This is a genomic window from Paracoccus sp. MA (genome assembly GCF_020990385.1).
Lineage (GTDB): Bacteria > Pseudomonadota > Alphaproteobacteria > Rhodobacterales > Rhodobacteraceae > Paracoccus.
This window is the reverse complement of the sequence record NZ_CP087598.1, coordinates 111387-133431: the sequence shown is the minus strand read 5'-3', so window position 1 is coordinate 133431 and position 22045 is coordinate 111387. Positions and strand designations below refer to the sequence as shown.

Below are 22045 nucleotides of genomic sequence, written 5' to 3'. Positions count from 1 at the left end.
TCCTGTGATGACCCTGCTTGCGACGCTTGACGATGCCGATGCCGACCTGACCGCCTGCCTGGCGCGGGTGATGGCGGCTGTCCTGAAGCCCGGCCACGTGGTGGCGTTGCAGGGGCCGGTCGGCGCCGGCAAGACGCATTTCGCCCGCGCCTTCATCCGCGCCCGCCAGGGCGAGGCGGCCGAGGAGGTGCCCAGCCCCACCTTCACCCTGGTCCAGACCTATGCCGACCCGCTGGGGACCGAGATCTGGCATGCCGACCTTTACCGCCTGACCCATCCCGAGGAACTGGCCGAGCTTGGCCTTGACGAGGCCATGCGCGAGGCCATCGTGCTGGTCGAATGGCCCGAACATGGCAGCCCGCTGCCCGATCCGCTGACCATCGGGCTGGAGCCGCTGCCCGATGCCCCCGACCTGCGCCGCATCACCTTGGCCGGGTCCGAGCCGCATTGGGGCGCCATGACCCGCCTGCCCGCCATCGCCCGGCTGATCCACCGCGCCGGCTGGGCCGGGGCGCGCTTGCTGCCGCTGGCGGGCGACGCCTCGTCGCGGCGCTATTTCCGGCTGGTCGAGCAGGACGGGCGCAGCGCGGTGCTGATGGATGCCTCGCCCGGCGTGACCGCGCCCTATGTGGCCATGACGCAATGGCTGCGGGCGCTGGACCTGCACGCGCCCGAGATCCTGGCCGCCGACCAGGCGCAGGGCCTGCTGCTGATCGAGGATCTGGGCGACGATCTGGTGGCCCGGGTGCTGGAATCGCGCCCCGAGCTGGCGCCGCGCATCTATGACCGCATGACCGACCTCTTGGTGCAGCTGCACGGCCACGAGCCGCCGGACTTCGTGCTGCGCCTCGACGGGCCGGAACTGGCGCATCAGGTCGGGCTGTTCGCCGAATACTATCCCGCTGCCGCCGGTGCGCCCGGCAAGGGCGCCGAGGTCGCCGCGGTGATCGAGCGGCTGCATGCCGAACTGGCTGCCGACATGCCGCCGGTGCTGGGCCTGCGCGATTTCCATGCCGAGAATGTCGTCTGGCGGGACGATGCGCCGCTGGGCCTTCTGGATTTCCAGGACGCGGTGGCGGTGCATCCGGCCTATGACCTGGTCTCGGCCCTGCAGGACGCCCGCCGCGACGTCGCGCCCGAGATCGAAGAGGCGCAGATCGCCCGCTATGTCGCCGCGACGGGCGTGGACGAGGCGCGGTTTCGCGCCGCCTATGCGCTCTTGGGCGCGCAGCGCAACCTGCGCATCATGGGCATCTTCACCCGGCTGGCGCAGCGCGAGGGCAAGCGGCGCTATCTGGCGATGATGCCGCGCGTCTGGGCGGCGATCCGGCGCGACCTGGCGCATCCGGCGCTGGCGCCGCTGGCCCAGGCGCTGGAGGGTGTCCCTGCGCCGACGCCCGAGGTGATCGAGGGCATCGCCGGATGAGCCTGCCGCTGATGATCTTCGCCGCGGGCAAGGGCACCCGCATGGCGCCGCTGACCGATACGCTGCCGAAACCGTTGATCCCGGTCGGCGGCCAGACCCTTCTGGATCGCACGCTGGCGCTGGCGCGGCAGGCGGGCGTCGGGCCGGTGGCGGTGAACATCCATCATCTGGGCCCGCAGATCCGTGATCACATCGCCGGGCAGGACATCGCCGTCTCGGACGAATCCGACCTGCTGCTCGAGACCGGCGGCGGCCTGCGCAAGGCGCTGCCGCTGCTTGGCCCCGGCCCTGTGATCACAATGAACCCGGATGTGATCTGGACCGGCCCGAACCCGGTCCGCGCCCTGCTGGACGGCTGGCGCGAGGAGATGGACGCGCTGCTGATGCTGGTGCCGCTGGACCGGACCCATGGCCGGCAGGGCGGCGGCGATTTCAGCCTAGGCCCGGCGGGCCGGCTGATCCGCAGGGGCGATCTGGTCTATGGCGGCGTGCAGATCATCCGCCCCGACCGGCTGGCCGCGATCCCCGAGCAGGTGTTCTCGCTCAACCGCCTTTGGGACCTGATGATCGCCGGGGGCCGTGCTTACGGGCTGGTCCATCCCGGTGAATGGTGCGATGTCGGCCGCCCCGACTGCATCCCGCTGGCCGAGAGCCTGCTCGATGCCTGACTGGCAGAACGGGATCTTTGCCCTGCCCTGCGGCGCGGATTTCCCCGGCGCCTTCGCCGACGGGCTGATCCGGCGCATGGCCCACCGTCCGCCGCAGGACATGGCGCGGGTCACGGTCTATGCCAATTCCGGCCAGTCGCTGATGGCGCTGCGTCAGGCCTTCATCCGGCGCGGGCCGCTGCTTTTGCCGCAATTGCGGCTGATCGCCGACCTGGGCGGCGGCGCGGCCACGGCCCCGCTGGCGCGCCGGCTGGAACTGGGCCGTCTGATCGACGCCGCGCTGCGCGCCGATCCCGATCTGGCGCAGGGGCAATCGGTGCCGGAACTCGCTGCCTCGCTGGCGGCGCTGATGGCCGAGATGCAGCTGGAGGGGCTGGACGCGCAGGCGCTGGACCGCATCGATGCCAGCGAACACGCCCAGCATTGGGGCCGGGCGCTGGCCTTCCTGAAGATCGCCGCCGGCTATTACCTGTCCGACCCGCCGCAGGACCGCGAGGCCCGGCAGCGCGCCGCCGCCGGGGCGCTGGCCGCGGCCTGGGCGCGCGGCGCGGACCTGCCGCAGGGCCCGGTGGTCGTCGCCGGCTCGACCGGCTCGCATGGCGCGACGCGGGATTTCATGCGCGCCGTCGCCCGGTTGCCGATGGGCGCGGTGGTGCTGCCGGGCTTCGATGCCGATCTGCCGCAGGCGGTCTGGGAGGGGCTCGACGCGCTGTCCGAAGATCACCCGCAGGCGCGCTATGCGCCGCTGCTGGCCGAGTTCGGCGCCCCGGCGGAATGGCTGCCCGGAACGGCGCCCGACCCGGCGCGCAACCGCCTGATCTCGCTGGCGCTGCGTCCCGCGCCGGTCACCGATCAATGGATCGAGGAAGGCCCGCGCCTTGGCCCGCTGCTTCCCGCGACCAAGGCCCTGACCCTGATCGAGGCCGAGCAGCCGGGGCAGGAGGCCGAGGCCGTGGCGCTGGTCATCCGCGAGGCGGTGGAAAACCGCCAGCCGGTGACGCTGATCGCCGCCGACCGGATGCTGACCCGCCGCGTGCAATCGGCGCTGGACCGCTGGGGCATCATCCCGGACGATTCCGCTGGCCAGCCCCTGCCGCTGACCGCGCCCGGCCTCTTCCTGCGCCATGTCGCCGACCTTTTCGGGGCCGAGATGATGCTGGACGCGCTCTTGGTGTTGCTCAAGCACCCGGTCACCGCGACCGGGCTTGGCCCCGATTACCGGCGCGAGCACAACCGCCATACCCGCGACCTGGAGCTGCACCTGCGCCGTAACGGACCGGCCTTTCCCGATGGCGCGGCCTTGCGGGACTGGGCGGATCGCGGCGACGCCTCCAGCAAGCCCTGGGCGCTGTGGCTGGCCGCGCTTCTGGACCGCATCGTGCCGCTGGCGCAGGACCGCGCGCCGCGGCCGCTGGCGGAGCGGCTGCGCGATCTGCGCGCCCTGGCCGAGGATCTGGCCGCCGGTCCGGGCGGCGATGCCGATGCCTCGGAACTCTGGGCCAAGGCTTCGGGCGGGCTGGCGCGTGCGGTGCTGGATCATCTGGCCGCCCATGCGCATCTGGGCCACGACCTGCGGCCGGCCGAGTTCTGCGACCTGCTGCAGGACGAATTGCAGGGCCAGGCGGTGCGGCAGGACGTGGCCGCGCATCCGCTGGTCCGCTTTCGCGGCCCGCGCGAGGCGCGCACCGAGGCGGTGGGCGAGGATGCCGGGCTGGTGATCCTGTCGGGCCTGAACGAGGGGGGCTGGCCGCAGGCGCTGCCGCCCGATCCGTGGCTGTCGCGCCCGATGCGGCTGGCGGCGGGGCTGACCCTGCCCGAGCGCCGGGTGGGCCTGTCGGCGCATGACTTCCAGCAGGCCGTGGCGGCGGTGCAGGTGGTGCTGACCCGCGCCCGCCGCGACGCCGAGGCCGAGACCATCCCCTCGCGCTGGCTGAACCGGCTGGTGAACCTGCTGGGCGGGCTGCCGGACCAGCAGGGGCCGCAAGCGCTGGCCGAGATGCGGAAACGCGGCCGGCGCTGGCTGGACCTGGCCGAATTGCAGGCCCGGCCGCGCATGCGGCTGGCGCCGGCGCCGCGGCCCTCGCCCCTTCCGCCGCCGCCCGCCCTGCGCGAGCTGTCGGTGACCGAGGTCAGGACGCTGATCCGCGACCCCTATGCCGTCTATGCCCGCCGCGTGCTGCGCCTGCGGGCGCTGGACCCGCTGCGCCCCGAACCCGACGCGGCCGAGCGCGGCAATGTCCTGCATCACATCATGGACCGTTTCCTGCGCGGCCTTCCCGATCTGCCCGAGACGCCGCAGGCGATGAAGGCGCGGCTGCTTGCCCTTACCGACGCGGTGCTGGAAGCCGAGGTGCCCTGGCCCTCGGCCCGGCTGTTCTGGCGGGCGCGGATCGCCGGCATCGCCGACCGGCTGATGGCGGACGAGGCCGAGCGGCTGGCGCGCGGCCGGCCCGTCCTGGTCGAGGAATATGGCGCGGAGGCCGTGCCCGGCCTGGACTTCCGCCTGATCGCCCGGCCCGACCGGCTGGACCTGCTGCAGGACGGCCGGGTGCATGTCTATGACTACAAGTCCGGCAAGCCGCCGACCGACAAGCAGATCGCGCATTTCGACAAGCAATTGCCGCTGGAGGCCGCGATGGTCCGGCACGGCGCCTTCAAGGCGCTGGGACCGGCCGAGGTCGAGGGCATCAGCTATATCCAGCTGGGCGGCGAGGGAAAAACCGAAAGCCGCGAGTTCAGCCCCGGTTTTGCCGAGGAAAGCTGGACCGGCTTCGTCACCCTGATCCGCCGCTATCTGGACGGCGAGCGCGGCTTTACCGCCCGGCTGGCCATGGAACGCAGCGACCATGCCAGCGATTACGACCACCTGTCGCGGCATGGCGAATGGGACACGACCGAGGTCGCGGCCCCGCAGAGGTTCGGCGATGATGGATGAGGCGACGCTGGCGCAGGTGCGGGCGGCGGACCCGCATCGCTCGACCTGGCTGACGGCCAATGCCGGCTCGGGCAAGACGCGGGTGCTGACCGACCGGGTGGCGCGGCTGCTCTTGGCCGGGACCGCGCCCGAGCGCATCCTGTGCCTGACCTATACCAAGGCCGCGGCGACCGAGATGCAGAACCGCCTGCTGGCGCGGCTGGGCCAATGGGCCATGCTGCCCGAGGCGGAACTGCGCGCCGAACTGGCGCGGCTGGGCGAGGCGGGCGCCCCCGACCTGCCCGCCGCGCGCCGGCTGTTTGCCCGCGCCATCGAGACGCCGGGCGGGCTCAAGGTCCAGACCATCCACAGCTTCTGCGCCGGCGTCCTGCGCCGCTTCCCGATCGAGGCCGGGGTGCCGCATGGCTTCACCGAGCTTGACGACCGCAGCGCGGCGCTGATCCGCGCCGAGATCATCGAGGACATGGCCCGCGAGCACGCGCCCGAACTGGAGGACCTGCTGGCGCTGCATTCCGGCGAACGGCTCGACGCCTTCCTCGCCGGTCTGCGGGGGTTCGAGGCCCCCGCAGACCGGGACGCGCTCTGGACCGCATGCGGGCTGGCGCCGGGCGAGGACATGCAGGCGCTGCTGGCGGAATGCTTTACCGACGGGGCTACGGTCATTGCCGCGCTGATCCCGCATCTGCTGAAAAGCGGCGCGAACGACCAGAAGGCGGCGGCGAAGCTGGCGCCCGGCAACTGGGCGCAGCCGGGCATGGCGGAGCTGGCGATCCTGGAATCCGTGCTGCTGACCGGGGCAAGCGCCAAGGCGCCCTTTACCGCGAAATACGACGGCTTTCCGACCAAGGCGCTGCGCAGCGGCCCCTGCGCCGAGCTGCTGGACGATCTGGCGATCCTGATGGAGCGGGTCGAATCCGCCCGGCCGCGCCGCATCGCCTTGGCGCATGCGGAACGGACCTTGGCGCTGCACCGTTTCGGTCATGCCTTCCTGACCCGCTACCGGGCGCAGAAGGCCGCGCATGGCCATCTGGATTTCGACGACCTGATCGACCGCACCGCGCGGCTCTTGTCGGAAAGCAGCATGGCGCAATGGGTGCTGTTCCGGCTGGACGGCGGCATCGACCATATCCTGGTCGACGAGGCGCAGGACACCAGCCCGGCGCAATGGCAGGTGATCGAGCGGCTGACCGACGAGTTCACCTCGGGGCAAGGGGCGCGCGACCAGACGCGCAGCCTGTTCGTGGTGGGCGACCCCAAGCAGTCGATCTATTCCTTCCAGGGCGCCGATATCGCGGTGTTCGAGGCCCGCCGCACCGGCTTTGCCCAGGCCTTCGAGGCGGTGCAGAATCCCATGCAGGTGCTGGAGCTGCGGCATTCCTTCCGCAGCTCGACCGCGATCCTGTCGCTGGTCGATCAGGTCTTTGCCGGCGATGCGGCGCGCGGCCTGGGCGATCCGCCGCAGCACCGCGCCTTTCGCACCGCGATGCCGGGCCGGGTGGACCTGTGGCCGGCGATCCCGAAGCCCGAAAAGCCCGAGCCGGGCGACTGGACCGATCCGGTGGACCAGCCGGCCGAGAATTCGGAAACCGTGCAGCTGGCCCGCGCCGTCGCCGACGGCATCGGCAGGATGCTGGGCCAGCCGATCCATGACCCCAAGACCGGCGCGGTGCGCCGCATCCGCGCCGGCGACGTGCTGATCCTGGTGCAGCGCCGCTCGGACCTGTTCGCCGAGATCATCGCGGCGCTGAAGGCGGCGAACCTGCCCGTGGCCGGCGCCGACCGGCTGAAGCTGGCCGGAGAGATGGCGGTGCAGGACATCCGCGCCCTCTTGTCGGTGCTGGCTACGCCCGAGGACGACCTGTCGCTGGCGGCCTGCCTGCGCTCGCCGCTGTTCGGGCTGACCGAGGAGGAGCTTTACCGCCTTGCCGCCGGGCGCAAGCGCGGCGAATACCTGTGGCGGCGGCTGCGCGAATCGCCGCATCGCCAGGCGGTCGAGCTGCTGGCCGACCTGATGGGCCAGACCGGCTTCATGCGCCCCTATGACCTGATCCAGCGCCTGCTGATCCGCCACGGCGGGCGCGAGCGGCTGATCGCCCGGCTGGGCCCCGAGGCGCAGGACGGCATCGACGAGCTCTTGTCGCAGGCGCTGGCCTATGAAAGCTCGGAGACGCCCTCGCTGACCGGCTTCCTGGTCTGGCTGACCGGCGACGATGTCGAGGTGCGCCGCCAGCCCGGCTCGGCCGGCGATGGCGAGGGGCTGATCCGGGTGATGACCGTGCACGGCTCGAAGGGCCTGGAAAGCCCCATCGTCATCATGCCCGATTGTGCGCAGCGTAAGCCGCCGCGCGAGGCGCCGGTGCTGCCCGGCCCGGACGGGCTGTCCCTGTGGCGCGGCCGCAAGGGCGAGCGGCCCGATCCGGTCGAGGAACTGGCCGCGCTGCAGACCGAGCGGCAGCTGCAGGAACGCAAGCGGCTGCTCTATGTCGGGCTGACCCGCGCCGAAAGCTGGCTGATCGTCGCCGCGGCGGGCGAGACCGGCGCGGCCGAGGACAGCTGGCACGCCATGGTCGAGGCCGGCATGGGCCGCACCGACCTGACCGAAACGCGCCTGCCCGCGCCCTGGGGCGGCGAGATCCGGCGGCTGTCCTATGGCGACTGGCCCGAAAACGCGCCGCAGCCGGTGCTGTCGGAAAGGCCTGCGCCGGCCGAGCCGGACTGGCTGCGCGCCCCGCCGCCGCCCGCCCCCGCAAAGCTCCGGCCCGTCGCCGCGACGGCGCTGGGCGGGGCCAAGGTGATCGGCGCGCCCGGCGAGGGCGATGCCGAGGCGGCGATGCTATTCGGCACCCGCCTGCACCTGCTGCTGGAGCACCTGCCGGGCCGCGATCCGACCGATTGGCCCGCCTTGGCCCGCGACGTTCTGGCCGATGCCGAGGGCGGCCTGCCCGGGCCCGAGGATCTGGCCGCGCTGCTGACCGAAGCCCGCGCGGTGATCGAGGCCCCGGACCTGGCGCAGGTCTTTGCCCTGCCCGACGGTGCCGAGCTGCTGGCCGAGGTGGCGCTGGCCGCGCCGCTGCCGGGCATCGGCACCCTGACCGGCGCCGTGGACCGGCTGGTGGTGGAGCCGGACCGGATCCTGGCGGTGGACTACAAGTCGAACCGCGAGGTGCCGGATACGCCGCAGGCGGTGCCGCTGGGGATCTTGCGGCAGATGGCCGCCTATCGCGCGGCGCTGCGGCTGATCTGGCCGGCCATGCGGGTCGAGGTCGCGGTGCTCTGGACCGCCTCGCGCAGCCTGATGGCGCTGCCCGACGAGTTGCTGGATGGGGTGATGGCGGGCCTTGACCCCAACCGCCCCGGTGCATAGCTCTTGACCCATACGCCCCGCCGGTGCCAGCCGGCACATCGCAGGAGAGCCCCATGGCCAACACCCAAGCCGTTTCCGACGCCGATTTCGACAGCGAAGTCCGCCAGTCCCCGACCCCGGTCGTGGTGGATTTCTGGGCCGAATGGTGCGGGCCTTGCCGCCAGATCGGCCCCTCGCTGGAAGAGCTGGCCGCCGAATACGCGGGCCGCGTGAAGATCGTGAAGGTCAATGTGGACGAGAACCCCGAAAGCCCCGCCGCCCTGGGCGTGCGCGGCATCCCGGCGCTGTTCCTGTTCAAGGACGGCCAGGTGGTCTCGAACAAGATCGGCGCCGCGCCCAAGGCCGCGCTGAAGGCCTGGATCGACGAATCCATCTGATCCCTAGGCGCCGGGGGCGGCGCCGATCGGCCAGCCGCCCCGGCGCATCGCCGCCAGGATCCGCGCGCCCGCATCGGGCCGCGTGGCGTTGATGGCGTTCTGCTGCAGAAACCAGAACAGGTAGCGGTCGAAATCCGGCGCGTGGCTCGCGGCCCGCGCCAGCGCCTCCTCCGCGCCCAGTTCGGAGACGTTCAGCGCGATGTGGTGGAAGTCGATCTGCCCAAACAGCACCGCCGGCTTGCCGAGCAGGTAGCCGTCGAAGGCCACGGCGCTGTTCTGCGTGGCGACGAAGGCGCAATCGCGCAGAAGCCGCATCGTGTCGCCGCCGATCCGCAGGTTCGGGTGGCGCGCCGCCAGCCGGTCCAGCGCCGTATGGTCGGCGGCGTCATATGCCTCGCGCGGGTGCAGCGTTGCGACGGTGGGCCGGCCGGTGGCGGCGACCGCCTCCAGCATATCGGCCGGGCTCATGGTCTGGAACGAGCGGCAGCGGCGGATATGACCCTGCAGCGGCACCAGCACCGTGTCGCCGCGCCGGGGCGCGGGGCCGGGCAGCACGCGGGCGCGCAGCCGGTCGGCGAAGGCACGGGCCGCGCCGGGATCGACGGCCTCGGGGTCGTGGCGGGCCCGCGCCACGGCGAAGCGCCAGCGTTGCTGGACCGGCTCGATCTGCCAGAACGGATAGTGATAGGCGCGGCGGAAGGTCAGCGCGCGGTCATGCGTCGGCGCCTCCATGTGGAACAGCGCATAGCCTTCCAGCGTCGGCGCCGCGGCGCGGGCCATGGGGCCGGTCTCGTGCCATTCGACGCGCCAGCCCGCCGCCTCGACCGTCCGGCGCAGCACGGCCATGAAGTTGAAGCTGCCCGCGCGGGCGGTCTCCAGCATCGAGCCTTCCAGATAGACGCGCAGGACGGGGGCATGGGTCATGGCCGGCAGGCTAGCGGCCGGCGCGGGCCGGCGGAAGGGGTGGCGGCCGAAAGGGATGGTGGGTTGCGAAAGCGCCGCCCGGCCCATATCTGACGCGGCAGGCTGATATCGGAGAGAGGCATGTCCGAAGAGAGATTTCCCGGCTGGCACGGGACCACCATCCTGGCGGTGCGCCGGGCTGGCCGCGTCGTCGTCGCCGGGGACGGCCAGGTCAGCGTCGGCCAGACGGTGATGAAGGGCACGGCGCGCAAGGTGCGCCGGCTGAGCCCCGGCGGCCATGACGTCGTGGTGGGATTCGCCGGTTCGACCGCCGATGCCTTCACCCTGCTCGAGCGGCTGGAGAAGAAGCTGGAGGCGGCGCCCGGCCAGCTGGCCCGGGCCTGCGTCGAGCTGGCCAAGGACTGGCGCATGGACAAGTATCTGCGCAACCTCGAGGCGATGCTGATCGTGACCGACGGGCGCGACATCTTCGTGGTGACCGGTGCCGGCGACGTGCTGGAGCCCGAGCATGACGTGGCCGCCATCGGCTCGGGCGGCAATTTCGCCCTGGCCGCCGCGCGCGGGCTGATGGAGAGCGAGCTGGATGCCGAGGCGGTGGCGCGCAAGGCCATGGCGATCGCGGCGGATATCTGCGTCTACACCAATGGCAATCTGACCGTTGAAGTCATGGGATGACGGGGGCTCTGCCCCCGCCCGGCCTGCCCCTGGCGGGGCATGCCGGCCGTCCCCCGGGATATTTGGGCAAGAAAGAAGGCGCAAGCCGGTGCCCCTGACAGGAAAGGCTGACCATGAGTGACCTGACCCCGCGCGAGATCGTGTCCGAACTGGATCGCTTCATCATCGGGCAGAGGGATGCCAAGCGCGCCGTGGCCGTGGCGCTGCGCAACCGCTGGCGGCGCCGGCAACTGGGCGACGACCTGCGCGACGAGGTCTATCCCAAGAACATCCTGATGATCGGCCCCACCGGCGTCGGCAAGACCGAGATCAGCCGCCGGCTGGCGAAGCTCGCCCGCGCGCCCTTCCTGAAGGTCGAGGCCACCAAGTTCACCGAGGTCGGCTATGTCGGCCGCGATGTCGAGCAGATCATCCGCGACCTGGCCGATGCCGCCGTCATCGAGACCCGCGAGCGCATGCGCGAGGAGGTCAAGGCCCGCGCCCATAAATCCGCCGAGGAGCGGGTCGTCGCCGCCCTGGCCGGCGAGGGGGCGCGCGAGCAGACCCGCGAGATGTTCCGCGACAAGCTCAAGCGCGGCGAGCTGGACGACACGGTGATCGAGCTGGAGGTGCAGGACAATTCCAATCCGCTCGGCATGATGGAGATCCCCGGCCAGCCCGGCGCCATCGGCGGCATGATGGACCTGTCGGGGCTGATGAAGGCCTTTGGCGGCCGCCGGGTGCGGCGCAAGGTCACCGTGGCGGAAAGCTACGACCTGCTGATCGCCGAGGAGGCCGACAAGCTTCTGGACGACGAGGCGGTGCGCGCCGCCGCGCTGGAGGCGGTGCAGGAGAACGGCATCGTCTTCATCGACGAGATCGACAAGGTGGCGGCCCGGCAGGAGGCGCGCGGCGGCGACGTCTCGCGCGAGGGCGTGCAGCGCGACCTGCTGCCGCTGATCGAGGGCACCACCGTCGGCACCAAATACGGCCCGGTGAAGACCGATCACATCCTGTTCATCGCCTCGGGCGCGTTCCATATCGCCAAGCCCTCGGACCTGCTGCCCGAGCTGCAGGGCCGGCTGCCGATCCGCGTCGAGCTGCGCGCCCTGACCGAGGAGGATTTCGTCCGCATCCTGACCGAGACCGACAATGCCCTGACCCGGCAATATACCGCGCTGATGGCGACCGAGGGGGTGGCGGTCGAGTTCACCGAGGACGGCATCCGGGCGCTGGCGCGGATCGCGGCCGAGGTGAACGGCTCGGTCGAGAATATCGGCGCGCGGCGGCTTTACACCGTGATGGAACGGGTGTTCGAGGAGCTGTCCTTCAGCGCCCCGGACCGTTCCGGCGAGACGGTGGTGGTCGACGGGGCCTTCGTCGAGAAGCATCTGGGCGATCTTTCGCGCTCGACCGATCTTTCGCGCTATGTGCTCTGAAGGGAACCGCGGCGCGGTCCCGCCCGTTGTGCCGGAAGTCAAAGGACGGGGACGCGCATGGGATATATCTTCGGAATCATCATCTTCGTGCTGGATGTCTGGGCCATCGCCTCGATCATCAACACCAATGAGAGCATGACCACCAAGCTGGTCTGGATCGCGCTGGTGGCGATCCTGCCGGTGGTCGGGCTGATCATCTGGTGGTTTGCCGGGCCCAAGGCGAATTACGGCTGAGGGCTTTTCCCGCGCCCGCGGTAATGGCATGGTTCGCCGCAAGTCGAAAAGGCGGGGGACATGCCGGCGCGGATCCTTGTTTCGCTGTTGCTGCTGCTGGCGGCCTGTGCGCCGCGCGGCGAGATCACCCTGGTCCCGGAGGCGGGCCGGGTGGGTCAGGTCGAGCGCATCTATATCGCCACCAACCGCACCCCCGACGGCAGCCGGCAGGAGGGGGTGAGCTTCGGCCGCGTCGACGTCTCGGTGCCGCCCGAGCGGCGGCCGGGCTCGATCGCCTATCCGCGCAAGGGCGCGGCGCCCGATCCGCGGCGGGATTTCCTGGTCTCGGAATATGCCCGCTTCGCCCGGCCCGGGGATTTCCGCGCCGAGTTGCGCCGCGCCATCGCCGAGCGCCCGCCGGGCGACCGCGACGTGGTGCTGTTCGTGCATGGCTATAACAACACCTTCGCCGAGGGCCTGTATCGCTTTGCCCAGATCGAGCACGACCTGCGCCTGCCCGGCGTGCCGCTGCATTTCTCGTGGCCCTCGCGCGGGCAGCCGCTGGCCTATGCGGCGGATCGCGACAGCGTGCTCTATTCCCGCGACGGGCTCGAGCGCAGCATCGAGATCGCCACCGAAGCGGGCGGCGGCAAGGCGATCCTGGTCGCGCATTCCATGGGCGCCCTGCTGCTGATGGAGAGCCTGCGCCAGATGGCCATCGCCGGCGACCGCCGCACGCTGGACCGGATCGGCGCCGTGGTGCTGCTGTCGCCCGATATCGATGTCGGCGTGTTTCGCAGCCAGGCGCGGGCCATCGGCAGGTTGCCGCAGCCCTTCTTCATCTTCACCTCGGGGCGGGACCGGGCGCTGAACCTGTCGGCGCTGATCTCGGCCGAACCGGTGCGGCTGGGCAGCCTGACTGATGCCGGGCCGGTGGCGGACCTGCCGGTGACGCTGGTGGATGTCGGCGCCTTCAGCAGCGGCACCGGGCATTTCAACGTCGCGACCTCGCCTGCGCTTCTGCGCATCCTGTCGCAGGCGCGGGAGCTGAACAGCGTGTTCTCGTCGGATGTGGGCGGCGGGGTCGGGCCGCTGACCCGTGCGGCCCTGCATGCCGAGCGCGCGGCGCAGATCGTGATCTCGCCGGCCTTCTAGCGGCGCAGGTAGACGTAATAGGCGCCCTCGCCGCCGTGGCGGCGATGCGCCGGGCGGACCTGCAGCACCACGGCGTTCAGCGGCGGCATGTGCAGCCAATGCGGCACGTTGTGGCGCAGCGCCCCGGGCCGGACCGGCAGCGGCGCATCGGGCCCGCCCTCGCGCCCCTTGCCGGTGATGACCAGGACCAGCCGCCGGCCGTCTGCGCGGGCCTGCAGGATGAAGCGGGTCAGCACCGGCTGGGCCACGGCCAGCGTCATGCCGTGCAGGTCGATCCGCGCCTCGGGGACCAGCTTGCCGCGGGTCATCTGACGGTGGGTCTTGTGGTCCATGCGCAAGGGCTGGGCATGCAGCGCCTCGCGCGGGGGCGGCGACAGGTCGAGGCGGGTCGAGCCGGACCCGCCGGCCTTCGCCCCGATGCGCAGGCCGGCCAGCGGCGGCGCAGCGGCCTGCGGCGCGGGGGCGGGCTTTTTCAGCGGCTTGGGTTCGGGGATCGGTTCGGCCTGCTTGCGGGCCGGGTGCATGGGCACCGCGGTCGCGGCGATGCGGGACCACAGGGCCTTGTCCTCGGCCGAGAGTCCCCGCCGGCGCGCCATGGTTCAGGCCGTGGCGACAAGCTGCCAGTTCGGGTCGTCCTGACCCATGCGGCGGGCGAAGGTCCAGGTGTCGCGCTGCTTGCGCGCGGCCTTGGGGTCGCCCTCGACCACGTTGCCCTGGGCGTCGCGGGTGGCGATGATCATCTCGCCGACGAAGCGGACCGAAAGCTCGGCCATGCCGGTCGCCGGGGTGAATTCGGCCCCGGCCAGCGCGGTTTCGCGGGTGCCGAGGAACTGCGCCTCGGTGACCAGGCCGCGGGCCTTGCGGTCCTCGATCACCGATTCGAAGGCCTCGGCCACCGGCGGGGCCAGGAAGCCGCGCACCTCCGAGAGGTCGCCGCGCTCGAAGGCCATCAGGATCATCTCATAGGCGGATTTCGCGCCGGACAGGAAAGGGCCCACGGCGAAATCGGGCTCGGCCCGCTTCATCTCGGCCAGGGCCTTGGCGGTGGGGCTGCCCGGCTCGGCATGGTCGGCGATGTCGCTGTCGCCGGCCTCGGCGGTGCCGTCGATCACGTCGAAGCGGCGGCGCTGCGCCGGTTCCTCGGGGATGCGCGGCGCCTCGAACCCGTCGCGGGTGCCGAGCACCCCGCGCAAGCGCAGGATCAGGAACACGGCGATCGCGCCCAGGACGAGGAGTTGCAGCAGGGGGTTCGACATCAACGGACCTAACGAGCTTTGTAAGGATGGTTTCCGATGCTTATGTAGGGTGGGGACCGGCCCAAGTCCAGTTTGTGCCGGAAAGAGAACATGCCAAAGGGGAAGGCTTTATGTGGCTGCTTCTGCCGTTCGTGATCCTGCCGATCGTCGAGATCGCGCTGTTCATCCAGGTCGGAGGCGCGATCGGCGCGCTGCCGGTGATCGCGCTGGTGCTGGCCTCGGCGGTGGCCGGGGTGGCGGTGATGCGCCACCAGGGCGCACGCGCCGCGCTGGACGTGCAGCGCGCCATGGAGGATTTCCGCGACCCCGGCCGGCCCATGGCGCATGGCGCGCTGGTCATGATCGCCGGCCTTCTGATGGTGGTGCCCGGACTTTTTACCAGCGGGCTGGGGCTTTTGCTGCTGATCCCGGCAGTGCGCAGCCTGATCCTGCGGCGGATGGCGCGGGGGGTGCGGGTCACGGGCACGCGCTTCAGCTATCGCCAGGGGTATGGGGCCGAGGCGGATTTCGGCGCCGATCCGGCGGGCTTCCGCCGCCCCGGCTGGCGCGACGAGGGGGTGATCGACGGCGAATATTCGGTGCAGGACGATCCGCCCGCGCCGGTGCGCGAGGGGCTGACCGATCAGGGCGATGCGCCCGGGGACCAGCCGCCGCGCCGGGGCGGCTCCGGCTGGACCCGGCATTGAGCGCGGCCCTGCGGGGTGCTAGAACCCCGTCAGATCCGAGGAGAATTCCATGAGCGACGAGAACAACAGCGGCGGCGCCGCGCCCGAGGCCGCGAACGAGGCCCAGAATCCGGGGCAGAATCCCGCCCAGCAGGCGGTGCGGATGCAGATCCTGACGCAATATATCCGCGACCTGTCCTTCGAGAACGCGGTGGCGCAGAAGGGCCTGCCCTCGGGCGAGGTGCAGCCCGAGATCAGCGTGCAGGTCAGCCTGGATGCCCGCAAGCGCCCGGCCGAGCACCAGTATGAGGTGATCAGCAAGTTCCGCGTGCAATCGACCAACTCCAAGGACAAGTCGCCGATCTTCCTGTGCGAGCTGGATTACGGCGGCATCTTCCATGTCGAGGGCGTGCCCGAGGACCAGCTGCACCCCTTCCTGATGATCGAATGCCCGCGCATGATGTTCCCCTATGTGCGGCGCATCGTCTCGGACATGACCCGCGACGGCGGCTTCCCGCCCTTCAACATGGACCCGGTGGATTTCGTCGCGCTGTATCGGCAGGAGATCGCGCGCCGGATGCAGGCCCAGCGGCCCGCCGACCAGCCGCTGTCCTGAGGCGATCACTTCTGCGTGATTCGTGCCGTTTCGGGCCCGCGGTCGTCGGATCGCGGGCCCTTCGCCTGTCCGATCCGGCGCTGGCGCGGCCCGGACGATGCGGCTAGTTTCGCCGCGCAACAGACGGAGAGCGGCATGGCGAAGGGCGCGAAACGGGCCTGGCAAAGGATGCTGTCGGGGCGCAGGCTGGACCTTCTGGACCCGACGCCCGTGGATATCGAGATCGGCGACATCGCCCATGGCCTGGCCTTCGTCGCGCGCTGGAACGGCCAGACCCATGGCGACTGGGCCTATAGCGTGGCCGAGCATTCCCTGCTGGTCGAGGAGATCCATGCCCGCGCCAACCCCGATTGCGAGCCGCGCTGGCGGCTGGCGGCCTTGCTGCACGACGCGCCCGAATATGTCATCGGCGACATGATCTCGCCGGTGAAGGCGGCGCTGGGCAGCGAATATGGAGAAATGGACGCGCGGCTGGCGGCGGCGATCCACCGCCGCTTCGGCCTGCCGGCGCAGCTGCCCGCGGCGGTCAAGCGCGCCATCAAGCGGGCCGACCGGATCTCGGCCTGGCTGGAAGCCGTTCAGATCGCGGGATTTTCGCGGGCCGAGGCGGATCGCCTGTTTCCGGCTCCCCAGCCCGAAATCCTGCAGGGGCTGGAAATACGGCTGCGGCCGCCGCTGGAAACGCGCAACGCCTATTTATTGCGCTTTTCCCAGCTGATCGCGGAAATCGACGGCAGGCCGTAATCCCGCAAGGAAAACCCCGCATCCTGGGAATGCGGGGGATCAGGTCAGATTTCCAGGTCTTCCAGCTTCTTGCCGGAATCCAGCGCCTCCTGCACCCAGCGCGGCTTGCGGCCGCGGCCGGTCCAGGTCAGCGAGGGATCGGCCGGATTGGCATATTTCGGCGCCACCTTGCTGCGCGCCTGTTTGGCGACGGTCAGATCGGCCAGATTGAAGCCGAATTCGCGCGCGGCGCTTTCCGCGGCGGCCAGGGCCTCGCGCTTGCGGCGGTCCTCGAAGGTGGAAATGGCGCGATCCAGCTTGTTACGCAGATCGCGAAGCTCGCGTAAGGACATGGAGTCCAGGTCGATGCTCATATCTTTATCCTTGGTTTTGGCAGTATGTGGCCCCAATATTTGCATTCCAAAATGAAATGCAATCTTTTTTGAGAACCTGATTATTAACGCGGGCTGCGTTTGGCCAAAATCCGCTGCAAGGTCCGTCGATGCATATGCAGGCGTCGGGCCGTCTCGCTGACATTGCGGTCGCATTGCTCATAGACGCGCTGGATATGTTCCCAGCGCACCCGGTCGGCGGACATCGGCGACTCGGGCGGCGGCGGCAGGGTATCGCCCCGCGCCAGAAGCGCGCGGGTCACGTCATCCGCATCCGCCGGTTTCGAAAGATAATCCGTCGCGCCCATCTTGACCGCCGCCACCGCGGTGGCGATGGCGCCATAGCCGGTCAGCACGACGATGCGGGCATCCTCGCGCGCCTCGCGCAGGGCGTCGACCACGTCGAGCCCGTTTCCGTCTTCGAGCCGCAGGTCGACCACGGCATAGGCCGGAGCCCGCTCGGCCACCGCCGCGCGGGCCTCGGCCACCGAGGCGGCGCGGGTGACGGCGAAGCCGCGTTTTTCCATGGCCCGGGCCAGACGGTTCAGAAAGATCTCGTCGTCATCGACCAGCAACAGGCTGGGGTCGGGTCCGATTTCGTAATCCTCTGCCATATTTCCTTGCCCTTGAAAGTTCACGGTTGATTAGGATGTTTTGTCCAGCCGGTCAAATCCCGGCAATTGACGCCGCGTCAATGAAACAGGCGGCGCGCTCGGCCAGTTCCGGGGCCGAAAGCTCGCGGTCGAAAACACCGACGGTGCCGGCCCCCGGCATGACCAGATAGCTATTGGTCATGTGATCGACCAGATAGTTTTCCGGGTCCTCCTGGTCATTCAACCGGTAATAGTTGCGCCAGGCCTTGGCGACCGCATCGATTTCCGCCGGGCTGCCTGTCAATCCGATCATGCGCTCATGCATGGCGCCGGTAAAATCGCGCAGCACCTCCGGCGTATCGCGCTTGGGATCGACGGTAATGAAAACCGGCGTAAGCCGCATTCCGCGCTGATCCAGGATCGCGACCGCCTCGGCATTGCGCGCGCTGTCCATCGGGCAGACATCCGGGCAATAGGTATAGCCGAAATAAAGCAGCGCCGGCCCGGCCAGCACCTGCCGGTCCGTCACCCGCGCGCCGTTCTGGTCGGTCAGCGCGAAGGGCGCGCCCAGACCGTCCAGCCCGCCGGCCTCGAGGCCCTTGCGGCAGGGGGCGAAGGCATCGGCCTCGCCACGCGACAGCCACAGCCAGCCGGTCGCCAGCAGCAGCACCGCGGCCAGGCAGCCGAGGATCAGGATCGTTCGGTCTTTGGCCATTCGGCGCATCTCCGTCCGCTTGGTCGCATTGATCGCCCATCCGGCCCCGGGTATCAATGCAAAAGCCCGTCCCAGTCAGGAGGCCCTTCGCGTGCCCATCGGCCTCGTTTCCCGCCGCATCGATCTGTTGCCCGGCCAGCCCGGCCCCGAGCCCATCCGCCTGCGCACCCTGATCCTGCTGCGCTGGGTGGCGATCGCCGGGCAGCTTGCGGCGGTGGGCGCGGCGCTGCTGATCGGCGCCGGCTTCCCCCTGGCGGCGGTTCTGGCGGTGATCGGCCTGGCGGCGGCGCTGAACCTGGCGCTGATGAGCCGGCCGGACCGCCGCATCTCGGCGCGCGAGGCCGCCTGGCAGCTTGGCTTCGACCTCGCGCAGGTGGCGACGCTGCTGGCGCTGACCGGCGGGCTGGCCAATCCCTTTGCGCTGCTGCTGCTGGCGCCGGTGACCATCGCCGCCACCGCGCTGCCCGGCCGGCACCTGCTGGCGCTGGGGGTGGCGACCTTCCTGATGGTGACGCTGGCCGCGATCTTCGCCCAGCCGCTGACCTTCGGTCCGGGCTGGCTGGTGACGCTGCGCGAGCCGCTGCTGGTCGGGCACTGGTTCGCCATCGTGATCGGCGCGGTGTTCTTCGCCGCCTTCGCCCGGCTGGTCGCCGCCGAGGTCAGCGCCACCTCGGACGCGCTGTTCGCCGCGCGCATGGCGCTGGAGCGGGAACAGAAACTGCAGCACCTGGGCGGCGTGGTCGCCGCCGCCGCGCATGAGCTGGGCACGCCGCTGGCGACGATCAAGCTGGTCAGCGCCGAACTGGCCGACGAGCTTGCCGAGGCGCTGCCCGAGCGCGAGGATCTGGCCGAGGATGTCGCGCTGCTGCGCCAGTCCGCCGACCGTTGCCGCGACATCCTGAAATCCATGGGCGGGGCCGGGCGCGACGACCTGCTGATCCGCTCGGCCCCGCTGGCCGAGGTGCTGGCCGAGGCCGCCGCCCCGCATCGCGGCCGCGGCGCCGAAATCAGCGTGCTGCCCGCCGCCGAGCCGTTGATCGTCCAGCGCGATGCCGCGGTGATCCACGGGCTGCGCAACCTGATCCAGAACGCCGTCGATTTCGCTGCCGAGCGCGTCACCATCGAGACCGGCGCCGACCGCCGCGATCTGTGGGTGCGGATCGCCGATGACGGGCCGGGCTTTCCGCCGGCGCTGTTGCCGCGCATCGGCAGCCCCTTCCTGACCACGCGTCCCCGGGCCGAGGACGGGCGCAGCTATGAAGGCATGGGGCTGGGCCTCTTCATCGCCAAGGCGCTGCTGGAGCGTTCGGGCGCGCGGCTGCGCTTCGGCAATGGCGCGCAGGGCGGCGCCGAGGTGCTGGTCACCTGGCCGCGCGAGATGATCGAAACCGGCGATCGCGCCGCCCTCGGCCCCAATCCGCAGATTCTGGCCTGATTTTCCTGTCGCGTTAACCACTTCTTAAAATATCCCTCTATAGTTGTATTTGTCTGGGTTGTTCAGGGATGGTTCGCGATGGTTGCGCATTTCCTCATCGCCTTCGCGGCGGCGGCGCTGGCGGTTCTGCTGGCGCTGGGGCTGATCCGGCTGGCGGACCGGCGTTTCGCCGGCGCGCAAGCCGCGCGCGGGCTGGAGCGCGAGATCGAGCCGATCGTGTTCCTGTTTCGCCATCAGGCGCTGGTCGATGCCACGGCTCCGGCGCGGGCGCTGCTTGCCAACCTGCCGGGCGAAGGGGACTGGCAGCGGCTCAGTTCGTGGCTGGGCATGCGCCTGCCCGAATTCGGCGCGCTGCTGCCCGATCTGGGCGGCGCCGCGCGCGTCGAGCTGCAGGAGCGGGCCTGCGACCAGCCCTTGCGGCTGCGGGCCGAGGATCTGGGCGACGGGCTGCTGCGCCTGACGCTGGCCGATCCGGCGGCCGAGAATGCCGGGATCTTGGTCGATTCCCTGTCGCTCGGCGCCATGGAGCAAGAACTGGAGATCCTGCGCAGCACCATGGACCATTCGCCGATGCTGGCCTGGCGCCAGGACCGGCAGGGCCAGGTCACCTGGGCGAACTCGGCCTATCTGTCCCTGGCCGAGGCCAAGGCAGAGGGGCAGACGCTCTGGCCGCTGCCGCAGCTCATCGACCTATCCGCGCGGCCGGCGCAGGCCAATGCCGCAGGATCGGCGCGGCGGGTGCAAATCGACCAGGGCGGGCAAAGCCGCTGGTATGATTGCCATCTGCACGAGGTCGCCGACCAGACCGTGGCCATCGCCCTGCCTGCCGATGCGGCGGTGCGGGCCGAACGCTCGTTGCGCGAATTCGTCCAGACCCTGACCAAGACCTTTGCCGACCTGCCCATCGGGCTGGCGATCTTTGACCGCGACCGCAATTTGCAGCTGTTCAACCCGGCGCTGATCGACCTGACCGGGCTGGCCACCGGCTTCCTGACCGCGCGGCCGACCCTCTATGCCTTTCTGGATCGCCTGCGCGAGGCGCGGATGGTGCCCGAACCCAAGGATTACCGCAGCTGGCGCAACCAGATGAACACGCTCGAAGCGGCGGCCTCCTCGGGGCACCATGTCGAGATGTGGTCGCTGCCCGGCGGGCAGACCTATCGCGTGACCGGCCGGCCGCATCCCGACGGCGCGGTGGCCTTCCTGTTCGAGGACATCACCTCGGAAATCTCGCTGACCCGGAAGTTCCGCGCCGATCTGTCGCTGGGCGCCGAGGTTCTGGATGCGCTTGAGGATGGGGTGGCGGTCTTCGCGGCCAATGGCGAGCTGCTGATCTCGAACCGCCGCTATGCCGAGCTTTGGGGGCGGGCGGCGCCGGCCACCCTGGACGACCATGTCGCGATCTGGACGGAGACCTGCGGTTCCAGCCCCGGCCTTGCCATCCTGCGCGAGGCGCTGAACGCCGCCCATCCGGACGAGCCGCTGCGCGGCGCCATGGCGGGGCCGGCGGGCGGGCTGCTGTCCTGGGGGCTGCGCGGACTGTCGGGCGGACGGCTGCTGCTGAGCTTTGCCGCCCCGGTCCCGACCCTGCCGGTCGGGCGCGAGATGCCGCGCGTCGCGGAGGGCTCCGAGCCGGCCGAACCTGCCGCGATGTCGCGTGCCCTGACCGGATGACGCCCGGGCTTGCCCTGCCCGGCCGGCTGCGCTTCCCTGTGCGAAACCTGGCGGAGGCGATCATGGCAAGATTCGGGCGGACTGTTGGCGCGGCGGGGCGGCCATGACGGCGAGTCCCGATCTTCTGGCCGGCCGGCGCGTGCTGTTCGTCATGGCGCTGGATGCGGAATACGGGCCGCAGCTGCGGGCGCGGATCTCGCCGCTGATGACCGGCGTCGGCCCGGTCGAGGCGGCGGTCGAGCTGACCGCGGCGCTGTCGCGGCTGGCCGCGCGGGACGAACTGCCCGAGCTGGTGGTGTCGCTGGGCTCGGCGGGATCGCGGCGGCTGGAGCAGCTGGGCGTCTATCAGGTCTCGACGCTGGAATATCGCGACATGGACGCCTCGCCCCTGGGCTTCGCCCGTGGCGAGACGCCGATGCTGGGCCTGCCGGTGCGCGTCGCGCTGCCCTTGCAGATTCCGGGCATCGCCTCGGCCAGCCTGGCGACCGGGGCGAGCATCGTCAGCGGCCCCGGCTATGATGCGATCGCCGCCGAGATGGTGGACATGGAGAGCTATGCGGTGCTGCGCGCCTGCCAGCGTTTCCGCCTGCCGCTGATCGGGCTGCGCGGGATTTCCGACGGGGCCGAGGAGCTGGCGCATCTGTCCGACTGGACGCAATACCTGCATCTGGTCGACGAACGCCTGGCCGCGGCGGTGGACCGGCTGGCCGAGGCGCTGGAAAGCGGTGCGCTGGCGCTGTAGGCGGCTGGGCCGGCTGCGGCGGAACGCGGGCCGTCCGATGCCGGGCACCGGCCGCCGGCACGGGCGGCCAGGCGGCTGC

General features: G+C 70.7%; 21 protein-coding genes. 15 read left to right on the top strand and 6 right to left on the bottom strand.

Annotated features, from left to right (window positions below; all coding sequences use genetic code 11):
* Positions 1-7: 7 nt before the first annotated feature.
* From tsaE to trxA, 5 genes are read left to right on the top strand one after another with little or no spacing between them, the layout of a single operon-like run.
* Complete coding sequence (gene tsaE / locus LOS78_RS07635; RefSeq protein ID WP_230377864.1) at positions 8-1426, top strand: tRNA (adenosine(37)-N6)-threonylcarbamoyltransferase complex ATPase subunit type 1 TsaE; 1419 nt, start codon at positions 8-10, stop codon at positions 1424-1426.
* Entirely contained in the window at positions 1423-2094 is a 672-nt protein-coding gene (locus LOS78_RS07630) for a nucleotidyltransferase family protein (RefSeq protein ID WP_230377863.1), read from the top strand. The genes tsaE and LOS78_RS07630 overlap by 4 nt, the downstream gene beginning before the upstream one ends.
* Complete coding sequence (gene addB / locus LOS78_RS07625) at positions 2087-5029, top strand: double-strand break repair protein AddB (RefSeq protein WP_230377862.1); 2943 nt, start codon at positions 2087-2089, stop codon at positions 5027-5029. Before LOS78_RS07630 ends, addB begins: the two co-directional genes overlap by 8 nt.
* Entirely contained in the window at positions 5019-8393 is a 3375-nt protein-coding gene (gene addA / locus LOS78_RS07620) for a double-strand break repair helicase AddA (protein ID WP_230377861.1), read from the top strand. Before addB ends, addA begins: the two co-directional genes overlap by 11 nt.
* A gap of 53 nt (positions 8394-8446) precedes the next feature.
* Positions 8447-8770: a thioredoxin gene (gene trxA / locus LOS78_RS07615; protein ID WP_028711718.1), complete on the top strand. Its 324-nt coding sequence runs from the start codon at positions 8447-8449 to the stop codon at positions 8768-8770.
* A gap of 3 nt (positions 8771-8773) precedes the next feature.
* On the opposite strand, the gene LOS78_RS07610 is transcribed toward trxA, so the two are convergent.
* Positions 8774-9694 (bottom strand): hypothetical protein, encoded by a 921-nt coding sequence (locus tag LOS78_RS07610; RefSeq protein WP_230377860.1) that lies wholly within the window; start codon positions 9692-9694, stop codon positions 8774-8776.
* A 120-nt stretch (positions 9695-9814) separates the two neighbouring features.
* On the opposite strand from LOS78_RS07610, the gene hslV reads away from it, so the two are divergent.
* From hslV to LOS78_RS07590, 4 genes are all read left to right on the top strand, one after another.
* On the top strand, positions 9815-10369 hold the full coding sequence (gene hslV, locus LOS78_RS07605; RefSeq protein WP_028711716.1) for an ATP-dependent protease subunit HslV: 555 nt from the start codon (positions 9815-9817) through the stop codon (positions 10367-10369).
* Between the two features lie 113 nt (positions 10370-10482).
* On the top strand, positions 10483-11787 hold the full coding sequence (hslU, locus tag LOS78_RS07600; protein ID WP_230377859.1) for an ATP-dependent protease ATPase subunit HslU: 1305 nt from the start codon (positions 10483-10485) through the stop codon (positions 11785-11787).
* 57 nt (positions 11788-11844) lie between these two features.
* The gene (locus LOS78_RS07595; protein ID WP_084637765.1) at positions 11845-12021 is read left to right on the top strand and encodes a PLD nuclease N-terminal domain-containing protein; all 177 of its coding nucleotides are present in this window, start codon (positions 11845-11847) and stop codon (positions 12019-12021) included.
* A 60-nt stretch (positions 12022-12081) separates the two neighbouring features.
* Positions 12082-13155 (top strand): alpha/beta hydrolase, encoded by a 1074-nt coding sequence (locus tag LOS78_RS07590; RefSeq protein WP_028711714.1) that lies wholly within the window; start codon positions 12082-12084, stop codon positions 13153-13155.
* Here LOS78_RS07590 and LOS78_RS07585 read toward each other — a convergent pair.
* The gene (locus LOS78_RS07585; protein WP_230377858.1) at positions 13152-13751 is read right to left on the bottom strand and encodes a Smr/MutS family protein; all 600 of its coding nucleotides are present in this window, start codon (positions 13749-13751) and stop codon (positions 13152-13154) included. The genes LOS78_RS07590 and LOS78_RS07585 overlap by 4 nt on opposite strands.
* A gap of 3 nt (positions 13752-13754) precedes the next feature.
* Positions 13755-14411 carry a Tim44/TimA family putative adaptor protein gene (locus LOS78_RS07580; protein ID WP_230377857.1) on the bottom strand — a complete coding sequence of 219 codons (657 nt, stop codon included), beginning with the start codon at positions 14409-14411 and terminating at the stop codon, positions 13755-13757.
* 110 nt (positions 14412-14521) lie between these two features.
* On the opposite strand from LOS78_RS07580, the gene LOS78_RS07575 reads away from it, so the two are divergent.
* The 3 genes from LOS78_RS07575 to LOS78_RS07565 all read left to right on the top strand — a co-directional run bounded on the left by LOS78_RS07575 (position 14522) and on the right by LOS78_RS07565 (position 16436).
* On the top strand, positions 14522-15097 hold the full coding sequence (locus tag LOS78_RS07575) for an FxsA family protein (RefSeq protein ID WP_028711711.1): 576 nt from the start codon (positions 14522-14524) through the stop codon (positions 15095-15097).
* 142 nt (positions 15098-15239) lie between these two features.
* Complete coding sequence (gene secB, locus LOS78_RS07570) at positions 15240-15692, top strand: protein-export chaperone SecB (RefSeq protein WP_371824727.1); 453 nt, start codon at positions 15240-15242, stop codon at positions 15690-15692.
* Between the two features lie 135 nt (positions 15693-15827).
* A complete protein-coding gene (locus LOS78_RS07565; protein WP_028716405.1) occupies positions 15828-16436 on the top strand; it encodes an HD domain-containing protein in 609 nt (202 codons plus the stop codon).
* A gap of 44 nt (positions 16437-16480) precedes the next feature.
* Here the strand turns inward: LOS78_RS07565 and LOS78_RS07560 are convergent, their stop codons facing one another.
* The 3 genes from LOS78_RS07560 to LOS78_RS07550 form a co-directional block, all read right to left on the bottom strand.
* A complete protein-coding gene (locus LOS78_RS07560) occupies positions 16481-16789 on the bottom strand; it encodes an H-NS family nucleoid-associated regulatory protein (protein ID WP_028711708.1) in 309 nt (102 codons plus the stop codon).
* 83 nt (positions 16790-16872) lie between these two features.
* Positions 16873-17421 (bottom strand): ActR/PrrA/RegA family redox response regulator transcription factor, encoded by a 549-nt coding sequence (locus LOS78_RS07555; protein ID WP_230377856.1) that lies wholly within the window; start codon positions 17419-17421, stop codon positions 16873-16875.
* Positions 17422-17473: 52 nt separating this feature from the next.
* Entirely contained in the window at positions 17474-18115 is a 642-nt protein-coding gene (locus tag LOS78_RS07550) for an SCO family protein (RefSeq protein WP_230377855.1), read from the bottom strand.
* A 91-nt stretch (positions 18116-18206) separates the two neighbouring features.
* Between LOS78_RS07550 and LOS78_RS07545 the strand changes: the two genes are divergently transcribed.
* The 3 genes from LOS78_RS07545 (at position 18207) to LOS78_RS07535 (ending at position 21966) form a co-directional block, all read left to right on the top strand.
* A complete protein-coding gene (locus tag LOS78_RS07545; protein ID WP_084648060.1) occupies positions 18207-19550 on the top strand; it encodes an ActS/PrrB/RegB family redox-sensitive histidine kinase in 1344 nt (447 codons plus the stop codon).
* A 78-nt stretch (positions 19551-19628) separates the two neighbouring features.
* Positions 19629-21224, top strand: a complete 1596-nt coding sequence (locus LOS78_RS07540; RefSeq protein ID WP_230377854.1) for a PAS-domain containing protein — start codon at positions 19629-19631, stop codon at positions 21222-21224.
* Positions 21225-21327: 103 nt separating this feature from the next.
* Positions 21328-21966 carry a 5'-methylthioadenosine/S-adenosylhomocysteine nucleosidase gene (locus tag LOS78_RS07535; RefSeq protein ID WP_028711703.1) on the top strand — a complete coding sequence of 213 codons (639 nt, stop codon included), beginning with the start codon at positions 21328-21330 and terminating at the stop codon, positions 21964-21966.
* Positions 21967-22045 lie beyond the last annotated feature (79 nt).